Origin of the sequence: Paraburkholderia azotifigens, from assembly GCF_007995085.1 — a bacterium.
Taxonomy (GTDB): Bacteria; Pseudomonadota; Gammaproteobacteria; order Burkholderiales; family Burkholderiaceae; genus Paraburkholderia; species Paraburkholderia azotifigens.
This window is the reverse complement of record NZ_VOQS01000003.1, coordinates 1963207-1981246: the sequence shown is the minus strand read 5'-3', so window position 1 is coordinate 1981246 and position 18040 is coordinate 1963207. Positions and strand designations below refer to the sequence as shown.

Sequence of the window (18040 nt, the reverse complement as noted above, 5' to 3'; positions counted from 1 at the left end):
CTTGTGCGCATGCATCGAAGGATTACGTGGGTTCGCCGGGCGATCACGAATCCTTGCGCGTCTTCGCGCGCGGCTGCGCCTGTGCCTGCGTTTGCGGTTCTGTGTGCTTCTTCGATCCGTCGAGCTGTGCCTGTTTTTCCGCTTTTGCGTCGTCGGCAACGGGTGCGCTATTCGCGTCGCCCTCGCCCATCGGCACCATGTGCGCGCGAACCTGCGCGCCCGGACGCACGCGCTGCGTGCCGTTCACGACGATGCGATCGCCCGCGTGCAGACCGCCCTTCACGACGCGCAGACTGCCCTGCAGATCGCCCAGCTGGATCTCGCGATACGCGACGTGATCGTCCTTGTCGACGACGAACACGAACTTCTTGTCCTGATCCGTGCCGATTGCCGCATCGTCGATCAGCAGCGCGGAATGCGGCTCGCTGCCGCCCACTTTCACGCGTGCATAGAGACCCGGGACGAGCGCGCCGTCGGCGTTGTCGAAACGCGCGCGCACACGGATCGTGCCCGACGACGTATCGAGCCGGTTGTCGACCGACTGGATCGTGCCCTTGCGCGAATAACCCGTTTCGTTCGCGAGACCGAGTTCGACAGGCACCTTGCCGTCGCTCTTCACCTGGCTGATGTACTGCAGATACGTCTGCTCGTCGGCGTCGAACTCGGCGTAGATCGGCGAGACGGACACGAGCGTCGTCAGCGGCGCAGCGCTCGCCCCCGCGTTCACGACGTTGCCAAGCGTGATCTCGGCGCGCGATACGCGGCCCGACACGGGCGCGACGATCTTCGTGTAGCCGAGATTGATCTGTGCGGCTTCGAGCGCGGCTTGCGCGGCCTTCACGTTCGCATTTGCTTCGCGCGCCGCGTTCTGCTTCTCGTCGTAGTCGCGCCTGGCGATGGCGTTATCGCCGATCAGCCGTTGCGCGCGCTCCCAGTCGCTTTGCGTGTAGCCCGAACGCGATTGCGCGGCGGCCAGCTGGGCAGCGGCGCGATCGACTTCCGCCTGATACGGACGCGGATCGATCACGAACAGCACGTCGCCCTTCTTCACGAGCGCGCCGTCCTGGAAGTTCACGGACACGATAGTGCCCGACACGAGCGGTCGAACATCGACCTTTTCGACGGCCTGAAGACGGCCCGAATAGCTTTGCCAATCGGTAATGGTTTTCTGCACGACAGTGGCGACGTCGACTTCCGGCACGATGGTCGGCGCGGATTGCGCGGGCGAGCGCGCATCGACGCGGATCGCGCCGAACGTGCCGAGACCCGCAATGACCAGCACGGCTAGCGCGGCGACCGCCAGCTTCGAACGCGAGAGAGGAAAAACAGACATGACAGACTCCGGAATTTAGTTAATAGAAGTTTGGTTATCGGAGTGCGCGCTCGTCGAAGCGCCACTGGAAAAATCGAACCGCCTCGAGCAACGCGGCCGGATGATTGGCCAGCGCCGCGTGCGACACGCTCGGATATCGGACCACCTGTGTCTGCACACCCGCGTCGATCAGATTGCTCGCGTACTTCTCCGCTTCGACGTGCAGCACGTCGTTTTGCGCGGTGGCAATCAACGTTGCGGGCAGGCCCTTGAGCCGCACCGATTCGAGCGGCGCCGCATACGGATGCATCCGTTGCGAAGCCTGCGGCAGATACGCGCGATAACACGCCGCGCATTCGCTTGCCGTGATGTCCGAGCTCAAACGCTTCTCGTCGCCGAGCCGCGTGAGGCTCGGATCGAGCATCGGTCCGAACAATGCTTGCGCTTCGATCCGCACATCCCCGCGATCGCGGCCGATGAACGCAAGACAATTCGCGAGCGAGCCACCTGCATCGTGGCCCGCTACGCCGATCTTTTTTGTGTTGCCGCCGAACGCCCGCGCGCGGGTCTGCACCCACAGCGCCGCGCGATGTGCGTCCTCAGGTGCCGCGGGAAACGGAAACTGCGGCGCGAGCGAATAGCCGACCGACACGACGAGCGCCGGCGTGTGCTGCGCGAAATAGCGCGCGGCGTAATCGGCTTCGTCGATCGAGCCGCGCACGAACCCCCCGCCATGAAAATAGAGCAGGATCGGCAGACCGCTCTTCGCGGCGGCCCGCCGGTAAAGGCGCAATGTGATGTCCTGCGCATAGCCTTCGATCCGGACGTCGGTGACGTCGAGCGATGCGGCGTTTTCGCCGAGGCTCGTGCCGGGCGGGACAAAGGTGTGGCGCGGGTTGAATGCATCCATGTCGAACAGCGCAATGCGCGAAGCTATCGAATGGTGCGAATTGTGGGTCCAGCAGACTTCCAAATAAATGCCTATAATCCGGCAACACAATTCGGTGCACCTGAACAATCGAATGACTTTATTCGCCGCCTCCAGCCGGGCTTAGCGGGCTAAAGCGGATGCTTCACAGTGCTCCGGCTCTTTCGGAGGTTTGCAATGGACCGGCTCCAGGCCATGCAAGTGTTCACCCGGGTCGTCGACACGAACAGCTTCACCCGGGCTGCGGAAACGCTCGATCTTCCCCGCGCATCCGTCACGACGATCATCCAGAATCTCGAAGCGTTTCTCGGCACGCGTCTCTTGCACCGCACGACGCGCCGCCTGTCGCTGACGCCCGACGGCGCTGCGTATTACGAGCGCTGCGTGCGTATTCTCGCGGACGTCGAAGAAACGGAAGCGAGTTTCCAGAGCGGCAACAAGAAGCCGAGTGGGAAGCTGCGCGTCGATATGCCGGGATCTATCGGACGTCTGCTCGTGATTCCCGCATTGTGCGAATTCCACACGAAGTATCCGGATATCGACCTGCAACTCGGGCTGTCGGATCGCCCTGTCGACTTGCTGCAGGAAGGCGTCGATTGCGTGGTGCGGGTGGGCGCGCTGCAGGATTCGTCATTGGTCGCACGCAGAATAGGGTTATTCGAAGGCGTGTCGTGCGCGGCGCCCGCGTATATCGAACGCGCGGGCATTCCGCAGACAATCGAAGATCTCGAGCAGCACAAGGCGGTTAATTATTTTTCCAGCCGCACGGGCCGCATCATGGACTGGTCGTTTCTCGTCGACGGCAAGGAAGTCGAAGTGAAGATGAAGGGCGTGGTATCCGTCAACGACGCGGACGCGTACGTGACGTGCGGCCTGGAAGGCTTCGGCCTGATCCAGCCGCCGCTCTTCATGGTGCTGCCGCATCTGCGTTCGGGCCAGCTCGTCGAAGTGCTGCCCGACCTGAAGCCGCTGCCCATGCCAATTTCCGCGGTGTATCCGCATAGCCGGCATCTGTCGTCGAAAGTGCGCGTATTCGTCGACTGGATTGCGGAGATCTTCGACCGCTGCCCGCTGTTGAGCGGTCGCGCAAGCCTCGAAAAGACCTGCACGCAACGCACGTTCGAGCAGAAAGAGTCGGCGCCCGAACTCAATACGCCTGTTATGGCGGAATGGGTTGCTTAATGCCATATTGCTTCAAAGGCTTTTAGGCAAAAGGACGATCGCGGCACCGTGCCGCGATTGTTCTGAAATTGCGACAATTCATTTCATGAAAGTCGGGTTTATCGCCCGCACGTCAAAGCCTACATTTCACCCTGTCGCAGCGCCGGAGCATTACGACGCTGCAAATGAATTCGAATCGACAGGAGTGAATCATGAAGCGCAATCTGCTGGCAGGTCTCGTTCTCTCGCTGCTCGTCAGCGCGCCGGCGTTTGCCGGAGGCGGCGGCATTGGCCGCGCGGGATCGTATAACGATCAATGGTGGCAACACCCGGCTAGCGCATCGGCGCAGAAAACGCGCGCAGAAGTGCGTGCCGAAGAAGCCGATGCTTATCGCGACGGCACGCTGCCTTCGCTGAACAAGACTTCGTATCCGGAACAAGGCCTGATTGGCCGCACGCAAGCCGAGCGCCTCGATGCGCAAAGCGACGGCAACGTGCGCGTCGCTCGCGGCCAGTAAGCGTCATTTCATCTTTATCGAAGGAGTCGAACATGAGCCCCTCGGAACTCGATGACTGGGCATCGGACATTCCCGTCTGGACGCCTTATCGTTCACATTAAGTTCGCACCAGGCATTACGCAACAAGCCGCTCTGGCAAAGCGCTCAATCGCATCGTGCGATTGAGCGCTTTGTATTAGCACTTTGTATTAGTAGCGATTCGACCTTAACGCTGCGGCACGCCGTTACGCCATTCGCCCCAGTGCGTGACGATGTCCTGCACCAGCGGATTGCCCGCGCGGTACAGGTTCTCGAGCGCGATAGTGAAGCCGCCTTGTGCGGCATAGTTGAGCAGATTGTCGGCGCTCGTCTGTCCATCATACGGACGATCGAAATCCGAACCCGCACGCAACACGGCAACGCGATTCAGATCGACGCGATGCACGCTCGCAGCGCGCTTCAACGCTTCATAGGTCGAATTGTCTTCCTGTTGCGTCGTGCAATAGACACCCTTCCCGTCCGTCAGAATCTTCGTCCAGTCACGAGCGCGTTCGCCGAGCTTCGTCCCCGACCACCATGTGTCGCCCGCGAGCGTGTCGCATTGAATGACAGCGGGCGCACGATTCGCAGGCGCATAGCTGTATTTGGCGCGCGCCGCTTGCGCTTGCGCATTGTCCGACAGCACCACGTTGCGCGATAGCGCGAACGCTGTATCGGCGAGGCGTGTATTCAGCTGGAACACTTCCGTGCGGTAATCGAGCGGCGGCTTTTCCGTGGGGCTTTTCGTATTGATGCCGAGATAGCCGGTGCTCCAGCCCGCGGGAATTTCGCGTCCGTCGATTTCCCATTGAATACCGAAGTCGACGAGATATTTGGCCCACGCCGCCGAGCCGACCGTCCCTTGCATCGGATCGATGCCCGCGATGCCCGCCACCATGAAGTACGTGTGCCGCAAATCGAAGCGCGGCGAGAACGCGAGCGCCATCGTCGACGCGGCCGCGTTGCTGTGCCCCATGCCCGTCGTCATCACGCAGACGTCCTGTTTATTGCAATGAACGTTTGGGTAATCGGGCGACAGACCGGCCACGGGAATGTCCTGCCATGGCCCGAGTTTGTCGAGCCACGTCTGCCCTTCGGGTCCGAACATCGAGATGATCATCACCTTGACCTCGCGGCCGTGCGATTCGCCGTTGCCTTGCGCGAAACCGTCGTCCTGCGCATTGGCCAGCGGCGATATGGCCGTGCATGCGGCCAATGCCAAAGCCGTCAAAGCGCCTACCGTGCGAGTTACCATGACAAGCCCTTTCTTTAAGTTCGCTAAAAGATTGGAAATGGAACGCATGCCCTCGCGTAACAGGGCGGAGCCTAGTATAGGTGGCATCGAATTGTTTTCCATTGGCTAATTCCACTTGTCCGCCTGAATAGCCGATTCGCATAAACCGGAAACGAAACGGCAATGCGAAAAGGTCGGCATAAAAACAAAAGGCCCGCGAGCGATGCATCATATGCACCATTCGCGGGCCCATGAAGCGCGCATAAAAGATCAATCCAGCGATGCTTCTGTTCTCACTCTCGGCACGTCCGGCTCGAAAAACACCCAGCGCACTTGCGGAAACGTCTCCTGCAAATCGGCTTCGACGATATTGATCGCATCGACCATCGCGCGGCCGCTTTCGTAGTCGATCATCTCCGCCTGGACCGCGACGACGACATGACGCCCCCATTGCAGCGTGATCAGATTGATGATGCTGCGGATCTCCTTGCGCGTGCGCAGATACGCTTCGATCTCGCGCCGCACCTCCGGGCTTGCCGATTCGCCGATGATCATCGACTTCACTTCGCGCGCCACCAGATACGCGATCACCATCAGCAGCACACCGACGCCGATCGAACCGAACGCGTCGTACATCGGGTTGCCTGTGATCATCGTCATGAGCACCGCGACGAAAGCCATCGCAAGACCCAGCAGCGCAGCCACGTCTTCGCCCGCCACGACGAGCAATTCCGATTCGCGCGTTTCGCGAAACCAGCGCCACATCGACTTGTCGGGATTGGTCTTGCGTATTTCGCGGATCGCGCCCATCAGCGAGAACGTTTCGAGCACGACAGACACGCCCAGCACGCCGAGTGCGAGATACGCGTGCGACAAGGGCTCGTGCGCCATCAGACGATGAATGCCCTCATACACCGAAAATACGCCGCCGACGAAGAACAGCAGCAGCGCGACGATCAGCGAATAGAAATAGATTGCGCGCCCCGCGCCGAGCGGATGCAGCGGGCTCGCGGGCCGGCGCGCCTGTTTTAGTCCGAACAGCAGCAGAACCTGATTGCCGCAATCGGCTGTCGAGTGAATCGCTTCGGCAAACATCGAGCCGGAACCCGTGAACGCCGCCGCCGCGAACTTGCAGACGGCAATGCCCAGGTTCGCCGCCAGCGCGTAAAAAATGGCCTTCGGTGATTCTTCTTTCATTGGCTCTTCGAGTTGTATTGATACGAATGCGTTAATGAACGGTCACACCACTTCGACATGCGGCGCGCCATTGTGCAGTTCGCCGATCACCGCTGCGCGATCGAAACCGTCGGCGCGGAAGATTGCGAGCACATCGTCGACGGCATCGGGTGCGCAGGATACGAGCAGGCCGCCCGATGTCTGCGGGTCCGTCAGCAAGGTGCGTGCGGTGTCGGGCAGCGCATCGGCAAGTCGAACGTCTGCGCCGTATGAGGCCCAGTTGCGCCCCGACGCGCCTGTGAACACGCCCGCTGCCGCGAACGCATCGACGCCCGCAATCCACGGCAGATCCGCGTAACGCACACGCGCCGTCAGTTGCGCGCCGCGCGCGAGTTCCAGCGTGTGGCCGAGCAAACCGAAGCCCGTCACGTCCGTCATCGCATGCACGCCGTCGAGCGCCGCCAGTTCCGTGCCCGGACGATTGAGTTTGGTCGTTGCGGCGATCATCGCTGCATAGCCCGCTTCGTCGAGCTGATTCTTCTTGAGCGCCGCCGACAGCACACCGACGCCGAGCGGCTTGCCGAGCACGAGCACGTCGCCCGCTTGCGCCGATGCATTGCGCTTCACGCGCTTCGGATGCACGACACCGAGCGCGGCGAGACCGTAGATCGGCTCGACGGAATCGATCGAATGGCCGCCCGCGACGGGAATGCCCGCTTGCGCGCATACGTCTTCGCCGCCGCGCAGCACGGCCGCGATCACATCGTGCGGCAGCACGTTGATCGGCATGCCGACCAGTGCGAGCGCGAGGATCGGCTTGCCGCCCATCGCGTAGACATCGGACAGCGCGTTCGTCGCCGCGATACGGCCGAAGTCGTACGGATCGTCGACGATCGGCATGAAGAAGTCGGTCGTCGCGATGATCGCCTGCTCGTCGTTCAGGCGATACACGGCGGCATCGTCCGAGGTCTCCGTGCCGACCAGCAGGTCGGGAAACGACGGCATCGGCATGTTGCGTTTCAGCAGATCGGACAGCACGCCGGGCGCGATCTTGCAGCCGCAGCCGCCGCCATGCGACAGGCTCGTGAGACGCGGAACGTTGGAACTGACAGCGGATTCGTTCATGGTGTTGAAGTGACGGAGGGTCGATAGCGTCTATTATCCGGCAATCCGCGGCGCCGCTGTCGAATGGGGCCGAGCCATGAAAAACGCGCCATCGTCTTCACGACGACGGCGCGTTGCGATGCGGACCGCACACAGGCTAGTTCGCGGCCATCAGACGGCGTTCGAGGGTCGCCATCTCCCGTACGATGACGAGCAGCATCGACAGGCTCGCTCCGCCCGCCGCCCGCAAATCCGTCAGGAGTTGCGCGTAACGCGCGAGCGCGTCTTCGCGTTTCGCGCGCCATGCTTCGACGACACCTTCTGCCGTCGTCGCCTCGGGTGCTTCCGTGAGCGCGCTGGTCGTCAGCACGCGTTTGAGGCGCGCGAGTTCCGCGAGCGCGGCGGCACGCGCCATCACGTCCCAATGCGTCGAGGTCGGCAACGATTCCGCACGTTCGCCGATCCATCCGTAGTTCAGCTGCGTGCTCAACGCGAAGTACACGCCTGCGACGAGTTCGAGACTGCGGTCCGTCGTCGCCGACACTTCCGCGATATCGAGCAGCGCGGCGGGTATGCCGCCGCTCGCCACGCGCACCGCAAGCTCGCTGTCGACCCCCGCATCGACGAGCACACGCTGCCGCTCCGACAGCGCCTCGAGTTCCGCGGCGGGCAACAGCATCGGCAATTGCGGCGCAAGCCGTTGCGCGGCATCGCGGCAACGCGCGATCAATGCCGTCACGCCAATTTTCATCACTTCGCCCGACTGCAGATGACGCAGGAACCACAATGCTGCGCGCTCCATCAGCTTCGTGATTTCGACGAACATGCGCGCCTGCACGTCGTCGGCGACGCGATTATCGAGCGCGTCGATATTGCGCCACACGTCGTTCAGATCGAACACGTCGCGCGCGATGATGCATGCGCGCACGATGTCGCCCGGCTTCGCGTCCGTCTCCTCCATCATCCGGTGCACGAACGCACAGCCGACACGATTCACGAGCGCGTTCGTCAGATGCGTCGCCAGAATTTCACGGCGCAGCGGATGGCGATGCATCGGCTCATTGAAGCGCTGACGCAGCGGCTTCGGGAAGTACTCGGTGAGCATGCCCGCGACCAGCCCGTCTTCCGGCACGTCGGAATCGAGCAGCGCGTCGTACAGCCACATCTTGCTGTACGCGAGCAGCACCGCGCGTTCGGGCGACGTCAAACCCTGTTTCGCGGCGAGACGTTCGTTGATTTCGTCTTCGGAAGGCAGGAATTCGATCACGCGATTCAATCGGCCCGCGCGTTCGAGATAACGCATCATGCGCATTTCCGCATCGAACAGTTCGGCTGCGTAGCGTCCCGCAATCGACAAAGCCTGCGTCTGATAGTAGTTGTCCTGCAGCACGAGCAGACCCACTTCCTCCGTCATTTCGGCGAGCAACGCATTGCGCTGCTTCTCCGTCATCTCGCCATCCGCGACCACGAGGCCGAGCAGGATCTTGATGTTCACTTCGTGGTCCGAGCAGTCGACACCCGCTGAATTGTCGATTGCGTCGGTGTTCATGCGGCCGCCGTGCTGCGCGAACTCGATGCGCCCGTGTTGCGTGAAGCCGAGATTGCCGCCTTCCGCGACCACCTTGCAGCGCAGATCGCGACCGTTCACGCGCACAGCGTCGTTGGTCTTGTCGCCGACCTGTGCATGCGTCTCGTGGCTCGCTTTCACATAGGTGCCGATGCCGCCGTTGTACAGCAGGTCGACGGGCGCCTGAAGAATCGCGCGCACGAGTTCGGCGGGCGGCAAAGCCGCCGCATTGATGCCGAGCATCGACTGCACCGCCTGCGAAAGCGGAATCGTCTTGGCCGTGCGCGCGAACACGCCGCCGCCCGCCGAGATCAGCGCGGGATCGTAGTCGGCCCAGCTCGAACGGTCCAGATTGAAGAGCCTTTGACGTTCGGCGAAACTCGTCGCGGGATCGGGGGTCGGGTCGAGAAACACGTGTCGGTGATCGAACGCGGCGATGAGGCGAATGTGCTGCGACAGCAGCATGCCGTTGCCGAACACGTCGCCCGACATGTCGCCGACGCCAACCACCGTGAAGTCCATCGTTTGCGTATCGACGCCCATTTCACGGAAGTGGCGCTTCACGGATTCCCACGCGCCGCGCGCGGTGATACCCATTTTCTTGTGGTCGTAGCCGACCGACCCGCCCGATGCGAACGCGTCGTCGAGCCAGAAGCCGTATTCCTGCGAGATCGCGTTCGCGTAGTCGGAGAACGTGGCCGTGCCCTTGTCGGCGGCGACGACCAGATACGGATCGTCGGGATCGTGGCGCACCACATCGGGCGGCGGCACGATCTGTCCGCCGACGCGGTTGTCGGTGAGATCGAGCAGCCCGCGCAAGAACGTCTGGTAGCACGCAATGCCTTCGCGCATCCAGACTTCGCGGTCAGTGGGCGGCGGCGGGTTCTTCACGACGAAACCGCCCTTCGATCCCACCGGCACGATCACGACGTTCTTTACCATCTGCGCCTTCATCAGCCCGAGCACTTCCGTGCGGAAATCCTCGCGGCGGTCGGACCAGCGCAAGCCGCCGCGCGCGACGCGTCCGCCGCGCAGATGCACGCCTTCGACACGCGGCGAATACACCCAGATTTCGAACATCGGCTTCGGCTCGGGCAAGCCCGGCACTTTCGCGGGATCGAACTTGAACGACAGATAAGGTCTTGGCTTGCCGTCTGCCTCGCGCCGGTAGTAGTTCGTGCGCTGCGTCGCGTTGATCACGCCGAGGAACTGGCGCAGGATGCGGTCCTCGTCGAGATTGGGCACTTCGTCGAGCGCGCTTTCGATCGTCTTCAGCAGCCGCTCGACGCGCGCCTCGCGCGACGTGGCGGGCGCGGGATCGGAGCGCGCGACGAACAGCTCGACCAGCATGCGCGCAATCGCAGGATTGCCAGTCAATGCGCGTTCGATATACGCGTCGCTGAAAGTCGATCCGACCTGGCGCAGATACTTCGCATATGCCCGCAATATCGTCACTTCGCGCGCGCTCAGTTGCGCGCGCAGCACGAGACGATTGAAGTTGTCGTCTTCGATATCGCCCGTCCATACACGGTCGAATGCGTCTTCGAACAGGTCCTTCACGCGCTCGATGTCGAACTCGGCATCGTCGGCCAGTTCCAGCCCGAAATCGTGGATCCACGCTGCTGTCGCGCCCGGTGCCTCGATCAGATAAGGTCGCTCCTCGTCGACGCGTACGCCCAGGTGTTCGAGCATCGGCAGGCTGCGCGACAGCGCAATCGGATCGCCCGCGCGATACACCTTGAAGCGGAACGCGCGCGGACCGGCTTCGATCGGCCGGTACAGATTCATCGCGATGTGCGCGGTGCCCTGCACGCGTTCGATCAGTTCGATATCGCGCACCGCCGTGCGCGCCGGATAGTCGTCGCGATAGCCCGCTGGAAACGAGTCCGCGTAGTGCTGCAACAGGCGGTTGCCCTGCTCTTCGCCGAATGCGTCGAGCAAGGCATCGGCAAGATCGTCCTGCCAGCGGCGCGACACCTGAATGAGCCGCGTTTCGAGCTCGCGCGTGTCGACGTCGGGCATCGCGCCCGGCTCGGCATGCACGACGAAGTGAATGCGCGCCAGCGTCGACTCGGAAAGCAGCGGCGTGAATTCCACATTCGTGCCGTTGAACGCACTGATCAGCAGCTTCGCGATGCGCCGGCGCAAGTCGGTGTTGTACTTTTCGCGCGGCACGAACACGAGGCACGATACGAAACGGTCGAAGCGGTCGCGCCGCAAAAACATGCGCGTGCGCTGATGCTCCTGCAAGCGCAGCACGCCGATGGCCGTGTCGTAGAGTTCGTTCTCGTCGGCCTGGAACAGCTCGTCGCGGGGATACATTTCCAGCACCGTCACGAGCGATTTGCCGAGATGCCCTTTAGGCAGAAAACCCGCGCGTCGCACGATGTTCGCGCACTTGCGCCGCACGATGGGAATCTCCGAAGCCGAAGCGGTATAGGCCGTCGACGTATACAGCCCGATAAAACGGCGCTCGCCGCTGATCTTGCCATCCGGCCCAACCAGCTTCACGCCGACATAGTCGAGATAGCCGGGGCGATGGACGGTCGCGCGCGAATTGGCCTTGGTCAGAAAGATGGGCGCGGCGCCCGCGATGATGTCGGCGGCGGCAGGCGGCAACGGTGTCACCTCCGACGCGCCCTGCGGCCTCAGCGACTCGCGCAACAGGCCCAGGCCCGAGCCCGCGACGCCGCGAAAGCCGTACTGGCCGTCATACGACACGAGTTCGTAGTCGCGCTGGCCGAGGAAGGTGAAGTGGTCCGCAACCATCCATTCGAGGAACGCGCGGGCTTCGACGCCTTCCGGACTCGTCTCGCGTGCGGCCATGTCGCGGATGGTCGTGCGGGCGATATCGACGATCTTCGGCCAGTCTTCGACGGCCGCGCGCACATCGCCGAGCACCTTGGCGATCTCGTTGCGCAATGCATCGAGCTTAGCCGCGTCGCCGCAGCGGTCCACCTCGAAATGGATGAACGACGCGAGCTGCGACTGGCCATCGTCGCTCGATGCACCGCCCGGCGCGATGCGCTCGATGCCGCCGTCCTTGCTGCGCCAGATGCGAAACACGGGATGCAGCACGGAATGCAGCGCGAGCCCCTGGCGGTTCACGGCCATCGACACCGAGTCCACCAGAAAAGGCATGTCATCGTTGACGATCTCGATGACGGTGTGGTCGGAATGCCAGCCGTGCTGTTCGAGAATCGGGTTATAGACACGCAAACGTTCGCTGCCCGGCACGAAGCGTTGCGCCGTTTGCCAGTGGGCCATTGCGGCGCCGTAGAGGTCGGCGATGCCGCGGCTTTGCAGGTCGTCCGCGTCGGCGAAGTCGTAGTAATGGCGCAGGAAAGGTTCGACGGCTGCGAATGCGGGCTCGGGCAATCGTCCTCGCGCGAATTCGACGACATCGTTGAGCAGGTGGGCAACGGCTTCTTCGTTCTTCGCTTGCATGACGTCCTCCGCGTCGGGCGACAATCGGCTGCATCGACTGAGCGCATTATGCACCCGTTGAGCCGAAACGGATTGTGCACACGCACATCGAACATGCTTGCGCGCGCCTGTGACAGATGCGTGTCGAACGGCATGCCGGATAACGGAGAAACGGCTCTAAAGAGCCGCCGGAAAACGCTTCGTTCTGTTGGCTAACCATCACAGGCCAGGGTTCTTCTTATTAGCGTATACACCCCCGATGCGTTAGGCTTTTATGGTTCGCATTCAAGGCAAGAGACAATCATCTTTAAAGGCCTTATTGCGGATGCATGAAGACAATTTCGAAATAGATACCAATAGCGAATCACGGCTTCAATAGCGATTCAATTCGCGCGCATGAATACGTTCCTGAGTCCCGCAAAGCCGTCAAACGAGGGAATGCTTCATGCCCAGCACAACGACTGAACGTGTCGATGCCGCTGGCCTGTTGTCTAGGTGTACCGGGGTAGAACCTGCAAGCCTGACATGGAGAACAGACCCATGAAGCGCGAGCCATTTCGACATGTGCGGATGATCAGTTACGCAACGGTGCTTCTTTTTTACGCTGAAGCCCATGCGCAATCGCTCCAGGATCAAACCGCACAGGAAAATATCGCAACCCTTCGCCAGGAACTGAACAACCGGATCAAGGAACTCGACTCACTCAAACGCAAACTCGCCGAAGAAGAAGCGCAATTCCAGCAATTAAGCAAAGCACTCGATTCACGCATGCTCGACGCGACTCGCGGAGCGGGTCAGCCCGGCGCGGGCGCGGCGCCCGCTGCGGGTATCGCACAGAACGCCGGTGCGGGCGAGAGAGCGGGCGCAGCACCCGATGCCGGCGCAGCCGCAACAGCCGGCGCGACAGCGGGAACCGCAGCGGGCACCGCACCCGCACCCGCGATCAGCACCGCGCAGAACGGCGGTGATCAGCAGGGCCAGCCTTCGCAGCCGGTCGGTCAGGCGCCCATCCCCGATACCGCGCCGCCCGCGGTCGCACCGATCTTCGATCAGCCCGGCGTGCTCACGCCGCGCAACAAGTTCGTGCTGGAACCGTCGTTCCAGTTCGGCTATTCGTCGTCGGATCGCGTCGCACTGGTCGGCTACACGATCATTCCTGCATTGCTGATCGGTTTGATCGACGTGCGCGAGATCAAGTCGAACGTGCTCACGGGCGGTGTCGCCGCGCGTTACGGCATCACGAACCGGATGGAAGTCGAAGTGCGCGTGCCGTACGTCTATTCGACCAACGACACCGTGAGCCGCGAGATCTTCACGGGCTCCGCGCAGGACAACGTCTTCAACAGCAGCGGCCACGGCATCGGCGACGTCGAAATGACGCTGCGTTACCAGTTGAACGAAGGCGGTCCGGACAAGTTCTACTACATCGGCTGGCTGCGCTTCAAGACGGCGACGGGCAAGAGTCCGTTCGACGTGGTTACCGATTGCGTGACGCGCTGTATCGGCAACACGACGGGCACCGGCCTGCCGCTCGAACAGCCGACGGGCACGGGCTTCTACGCGATCCAGCCAGGCCTCACGTGGCTGTTCCCGAGCGACCCTGTCGTGTTCTTCGGAAACTTCAGCTATCTGCACAGCTTTGGCCGCAGCGATCTGAGCCTGCACATCCTCAATGGCGAAACGGATCCCGTCGGCCACATCCAGCCCGGCGATATCTACGGCTTCAACATCGGCATGGGTCTCGCGCTGAACGAAAAGGCTTCGTTCAGCATCGGCTACGACCAGAGCATCGTGCTGCCGACCAAGCAGAACGGCCAGAGCGTGCCGGGCTCGGTGCGCGTGATACTGGGCACGCTGCTGGTCGGCTACTCGTACCGGATCACGCCGAAGACGACGCTGAATTTCTCGCTCGGCGCCGGCCTCACGCGCGACACGCCGGATCTGACGCTGACGTTCCGCATGCCGATCCAATTCTGAACGGCCTGCTTCTGACGCATATAGAGAGGCTCGCGACGCGTCACGCGTCGCGAGCCTTTTTCAATGAAGCTTTTATCGCGGCCTGACCGAATTCAGCAAAGCGTTGTTCAACGTCGAACCCAGATTCATGTTCTTGAAGAGGCCCAGCGAATTGACGGCTGCGTTGATGGTCGTCAGTGTCTGAATGTTCTGGTTGCTCAACGTGTTCTGGATCACCGCGCCCGACAATCCCTGCACGGAACCTTGCTGCGCGACGTTGCCCACGCCGTTCTGCAGCAGCGACCCCATGTTCGCCGCCGCCAGCGCTTGCGCCTGCTGCGTCGTCATGTTGCTCAGGTCCGGAATGTTGAAGCTCGTCTGCGTGACGAGATTGCCGTTCACGACAGCCATCCTCGAAATGCCGAACGAAACCTTCAGGCCGTTCGCGACATCGAAACCACCGCGCATCGTGTCGAGTTTTTCTTCGCTGATCGCGACTGTCGTTTTCGACGACCAGTTCGGATCTTCGGTATCCACTTGCGCTTTGGCTTCGTGGCGAGCGCCAGGGTGCGTGTCGTTGCGCGCAGCCTGAGCAGCCGGAGGCGCGGCAATGGGTACCGCAATGGGTGCGGCATACGAGACGGGCGCTTTGCCTTGCGTCTGTGCAACGGACGCCCGTGCTTCTTTTATCGGCGCAGGTCGTGCCGTTTCATCTGCCGCACCCGCTACCACCGGCTTCACGTCGCCCTTCGAAGGCACGACTATCGGCCTTGCATAGGAAACGGGATGCAGGCCGTCGGTATCGTCGGCGAATGCGCGCGGCTTGTGCGTCGACAGCGCATCGACGACAGCCTGTGTGATGGCATCGGGCGCTTCGTTCGCAGGCGCCGCGGCGCGCATCGCCAGCGGCTCGACTGCCCCTCCGGCGAGATCGGGAGCGACAGCGGCTTCCGCGGGCGGCACGCTCTGCTCGAATGCATGCGCACCGAACGTCACCATCGACCCACATAGCATCGTGGCGATACCGGCGATTTTTCGGGTCTCCGTTCTCATGATGGCCCTCAGAAATCACTCGCGCCGTGCTTGGGCATCACGGTGAAGAACAGACCATCGCGATTGACGCCCGTATAGAGCGGCGCGGGTGGCGCGACTCGCCAGTCGACGGGATCGTTGAAGACCCCGACGCCGGGTTTGTTATGGATGACAAAGAGAACCTGGTCCTCCCATTTCGCCTCGAAGCTCTTCAACGGCACGGGCCGCGTGCCCGTCGCGGGATCGCCGATCAGCACACGGTCGTTCTTCAGGCCTTTCACCACGACGAAATGGTGATAGCCGCTTTCGCTGATCAGCACGATGGCGGGCGTATTCGTTTCGACGAGTTTTTGCAGCGGCAGCTCATAACCGTCCGCGATGAAGCCGCGACGCTCCAGAAAGCGCTTGATATCCAGCAGCGAAAAGCCCTCGGTGCGGATCTTCGCCTGATCGCCGCTCTCGTACATCTCCTGGAAGGCCGTCTGCTCGTTCACGGGATAGTTGTACTGATACGTGAGCAGCGTCGCCACGGCCGCGGACCCGCAGCTGAAGTCGAACTGCTGCTTGATGGTCCGCTTGAAGCGAGCCTCTTTCAGGCTCGTCACGTGCATCGCGTAACCGGCGCCCGACGGTTCGTAGATCGTGATGGGATCGGCGCGCGCCGCGCCTGCCGCAGTCAGCGCGCACGCCAGAAGCCACACCCCTCTCTGGAGTTTCATCGCTCACTCCCCAAAGCGCACATTGACGATCGTCGCGTTCTGGATCAGCACGTTCGCGCCCGTGTTCTGGATCACCGTGGGCAAACCGCTCGAACTCGAGAACGAGCCGCCCGTGATCATGTTCGACCCGGTGTCGACGCCGCGCGCGGTGTTGTTCGCGACGGTGCCGCGCAGGTTCATGTCGTTGAAGACCTGTTCGCCGCCGCGATGCGCATCGAGCTGCTCGGCCGTCATCGCGACACCGAAGGTCGCGTCGGCGACACTCGCCGGTGCAGGCGATGCGGTAGCCGTTTGAGTCTTCTGTGCAGTGCCGGATGCAACGACAGCGGGAGCGATCGACGTATCCGCCTGCACGGGTGAACGCAGTTCGCCGGCCATGACATGGGCCGCGAGGCCAGGCAATCCGATGACGACAGGCAGTAACAGCATCGCAATGCGTTTGAACGCCTGCATGGTTGTCTCCTGGTGCTCCGCCGGGTGCGCTGCAACGGCCATGCGGCACGCGCAGCAGCGTGCGGCGAAGTAAGACTTGTGCGACCGTCGCCCGGCGCGGCTACCCCGTGCGCCCCGGCGATGGAACAGAAGCCGTGGAGCGCGAACGCCCCACGGCACATCACACAACGACTTATCGACGCTAACTGTGTTTCAGGTCAGTTAGCGGCCGACAGTCAGGTTCGCCTGCACGGTGACAGCCTGCTGCACGAACGACGCCATGCCGCTGTTCTGGTTCAGCACCATCACGCCGGCTGCCGACTGCGCCGCGCTCGCCATGCTGTTGGACATGTCGAACGAGCCCGTCGTCATCGCAATGCGACCGCCCGCTCCGCCTGCACCGCCAGCGCCGCCCGTGCCATTGCCGCCGGCTGCCGCCGTCGCCGTGGCTGCGCCGCCTGCGCCGCCTGCCGCGCCCGCGCCGCCCGTCGCCGCACCGCCGTTGCCGGCTGTCGACGTCGCTGCACCGCCGTTGCCTGCCGCGCTGGTCGCCGCGCCGCCGTTGCCGCCCGTCGACGTGCCCGCGCCGCCGTTGCCGGTGGCGTTGCCAGCCGTGGAGGTCGCCGCGCCGCCCGTTGCGGTGGCCGCGCCTGCCGTGCCTACGCCGCCCGTGCCCGAGGCCGTCGCGATAGCCGAGCCACTGCCCGTGCCGCTGCCCGTGCCCGACGCCGCGCCGGAGTTGGCTGTAGCCGAGCCGTGATGCGAGCGCGCCGACAGATCGCCGCTGTCCGCAGCGCCAATGCCGAGGCCAGCGCCTGCAGCAAGTGCACCTGCCTTGCCACTGCCGTCGCCGCCGGCAGCGAGCGTGCCTGCTCCCGCGCTGCCGCCCTTCGCGCCCGAATCACCGCCGCCGGCGTAGGCTTTGCCGCCCGACGCCTTCGACCAGCCGCCGTCGCCGCCCGACGCCTTCGCGTAGCCGCCATCGCCACCCGATGCCTTCGAGTTGCCGCCATCGCCAGCGATGGCCCGGCCGCCATAGCCGCCGTCGCCGCCGTAGCCACCCGCCGCGCCGGCGCTGCCGCCTTTGCCGCCGATGCCTTTGGCGCCGTCTCCGCCCTTACCGCCATTGACGTTGCCGTAGTTCGTCGCGACATTGCCGATGCCGGTGACGCGGACATGGGACACGCTGCCGTCAAGCTTGCTGACGGCGACAGCCTTGGTGCTGTTCCACGAATCCTGGGTGACCCTCGAATTGCCGGTCACTTCGTTCGCGTTATCGCCCCTGCCGCTCGTCTGCGAAGACGAAGCCGTGTTCGACAGGTTGTTGTTGCCGCCACTCGCCTTCTGGTCGCATGACCAGTCGCCGCTGGAGCAGGGGTTGGCCATCGCATAGCCGCTGAAGCCCAGCGCGATGACGGCGGCCGATGCCAAGAGAGTCTTACGCATGAAAGCCTCCT

General features: G+C 62.9%; 13 protein-coding genes. 3 read left to right on the top strand and 10 right to left on the bottom strand.

The genetic code is table 11. From position 1 onward, the window contains the following. Positions 1-43: 43 nt before the first annotated feature. Complete coding sequence (locus tag FRZ40_RS26040; protein WP_147236050.1) at positions 44-1333, bottom strand: efflux RND transporter periplasmic adaptor subunit; 1290 nt, start codon at positions 1331-1333, stop codon at positions 44-46. Between the two features lie 34 nt (positions 1334-1367). Beyond that, a complete protein-coding gene (locus FRZ40_RS26035) occupies positions 1368-2222 on the bottom strand; it encodes an alpha/beta hydrolase (RefSeq protein WP_028367976.1) in 855 nt (284 codons plus the stop codon). A gap of 195 nt (positions 2223-2417) precedes the next feature. Between FRZ40_RS26035 and FRZ40_RS26030 the strand changes: the two genes are divergently transcribed. Both FRZ40_RS26030 and FRZ40_RS26025 read left to right on the top strand, forming a co-directional pair. Then, positions 2418-3422: a LysR family transcriptional regulator gene (locus FRZ40_RS26030; RefSeq protein ID WP_028367975.1), complete on the top strand. Its 1005-nt coding sequence runs from the start codon at positions 2418-2420 to the stop codon at positions 3420-3422. 191 nt (positions 3423-3613) lie between these two features. Beyond that, the gene (locus FRZ40_RS26025; RefSeq protein ID WP_028367974.1) at positions 3614-3919 is read left to right on the top strand and encodes a DUF4148 domain-containing protein; all 306 of its coding nucleotides are present in this window, start codon (positions 3614-3616) and stop codon (positions 3917-3919) included. A 205-nt stretch (positions 3920-4124) separates the two neighbouring features. Here the strand turns inward: FRZ40_RS26025 and FRZ40_RS26020 are convergent, their stop codons facing one another. From FRZ40_RS26020 to FRZ40_RS26005, 4 genes are all read right to left on the bottom strand, one after another. Then, entirely contained in the window at positions 4125-5192 is a 1068-nt protein-coding gene (locus FRZ40_RS26020) for a purine-nucleoside phosphorylase (protein WP_147236049.1), read from the bottom strand. A gap of 249 nt (positions 5193-5441) precedes the next feature. Beyond that, positions 5442-6368: a cation diffusion facilitator family transporter gene (locus FRZ40_RS26015; RefSeq protein WP_147236048.1), complete on the bottom strand. Its 927-nt coding sequence runs from the start codon at positions 6366-6368 to the stop codon at positions 5442-5444. A 42-nt stretch (positions 6369-6410) separates the two neighbouring features. Next, a complete protein-coding gene (gene selD / locus FRZ40_RS26010; protein ID WP_147236047.1) occupies positions 6411-7472 on the bottom strand; it encodes a selenide, water dikinase SelD in 1062 nt (353 codons plus the stop codon). A 136-nt stretch (positions 7473-7608) separates the two neighbouring features. Then, positions 7609-12465 carry an NAD-glutamate dehydrogenase gene (locus FRZ40_RS26005; protein ID WP_147236046.1) on the bottom strand — a complete coding sequence of 1619 codons (4857 nt, stop codon included), beginning with the start codon at positions 12463-12465 and terminating at the stop codon, positions 7609-7611. A 519-nt stretch (positions 12466-12984) separates the two neighbouring features. Here FRZ40_RS26005 and FRZ40_RS26000 point away from each other — a divergent pair. Beyond that, entirely contained in the window at positions 12985-14421 is a 1437-nt protein-coding gene (locus FRZ40_RS26000; RefSeq protein ID WP_147236045.1) for an acetate kinase, read from the top strand. A gap of 72 nt (positions 14422-14493) precedes the next feature. Here the strand turns inward: FRZ40_RS26000 and FRZ40_RS25995 are convergent, their stop codons facing one another. From FRZ40_RS25995 to FRZ40_RS44110, 4 genes are all read right to left on the bottom strand, one after another. After that, complete coding sequence (locus FRZ40_RS25995) at positions 14494-15453, bottom strand: hypothetical protein (RefSeq protein ID WP_147236044.1); 960 nt, start codon at positions 15451-15453, stop codon at positions 14494-14496. 8 nt (positions 15454-15461) lie between these two features. Next, on the bottom strand, positions 15462-16151 hold the full coding sequence (locus FRZ40_RS25990; protein WP_028367967.1) for a C39 family peptidase: 690 nt from the start codon (positions 16149-16151) through the stop codon (positions 15462-15464). Positions 16152-16154: 3 nt separating this feature from the next. Next, positions 16155-16604, bottom strand: a complete 450-nt coding sequence (locus FRZ40_RS25985; RefSeq protein ID WP_147236043.1) for a hypothetical protein — start codon at positions 16602-16604, stop codon at positions 16155-16157. A gap of 201 nt (positions 16605-16805) precedes the next feature. Continuing rightward, positions 16806-18029, bottom strand: a complete 1224-nt coding sequence (locus FRZ40_RS44110; RefSeq protein ID WP_158647032.1) for a hypothetical protein — start codon at positions 18027-18029, stop codon at positions 16806-16808. Positions 18030-18040 lie beyond the last annotated feature (11 nt).

What these genes read in the sequence shown, in the direction of transcription:
- FRZ40_RS26040 (WP_147236050.1), bottom strand. Translation starts at nt 1,333, where the DNA reads ATGTCTGTTTTTCCTCTCTCGCGTTCGAAGCTGGCGGTCGCCGCGCTA.
- FRZ40_RS26035 (WP_028367976.1), bottom strand. Translation starts at nt 2,222, where the DNA reads ATGGATGCATTCAACCCGCGCCACACCTTTGTCCCGCCCGGCACGAGC.
- FRZ40_RS26030 (WP_028367975.1), top strand. Translation starts at nt 2,418, where the DNA reads ATGGACCGGCTCCAGGCCATGCAAGTGTTCACCCGGGTCGTCGACACG.
- FRZ40_RS26025 (WP_028367974.1), top strand. Translation starts at nt 3,614, where the DNA reads ATGAAGCGCAATCTGCTGGCAGGTCTCGTTCTCTCGCTGCTCGTCAGC.
- FRZ40_RS26020 (WP_147236049.1), bottom strand. Translation starts at nt 5,192, where the DNA reads ATGGTAACTCGCACGGTAGGCGCTTTGACGGCTTTGGCATTGGCCGCA.
- FRZ40_RS26015 (WP_147236048.1), bottom strand. Translation starts at nt 6,368, where the DNA reads ATGAAAGAAGAATCACCGAAGGCCATTTTTTACGCGCTGGCGGCGAAC.
- selD (WP_147236047.1), bottom strand. Translation starts at nt 7,472, where the DNA reads ATGAACGAATCCGCTGTCAGTTCCAACGTTCCGCGTCTCACGAGCCTG.
- FRZ40_RS26005 (WP_147236046.1), bottom strand. Translation starts at nt 12,465, where the DNA reads ATGCAAGCGAAGAACGAAGAAGCCGTTGCCCACCTGCTCAACGATGTC.
- FRZ40_RS26000 (WP_147236045.1), top strand. Translation starts at nt 12,985, where the DNA reads ATGAAGCGCGAGCCATTTCGACATGTGCGGATGATCAGTTACGCAACG.
- FRZ40_RS25995 (WP_147236044.1), bottom strand. Translation starts at nt 15,453, where the DNA reads ATGAGAACGGAGACCCGAAAAATCGCCGGTATCGCCACGATGCTATGT.
- FRZ40_RS25990 (WP_028367967.1), bottom strand. Translation starts at nt 16,151, where the DNA reads ATGAAACTCCAGAGAGGGGTGTGGCTTCTGGCGTGCGCGCTGACTGCG.
- FRZ40_RS25985 (WP_147236043.1), bottom strand. Translation starts at nt 16,604, where the DNA reads ATGCAGGCGTTCAAACGCATTGCGATGCTGTTACTGCCTGTCGTCATC.
- FRZ40_RS44110 (WP_158647032.1), bottom strand. Translation starts at nt 18,029, where the DNA reads ATGCGTAAGACTCTCTTGGCATCGGCCGCCGTCATCGCGCTGGGCTTC.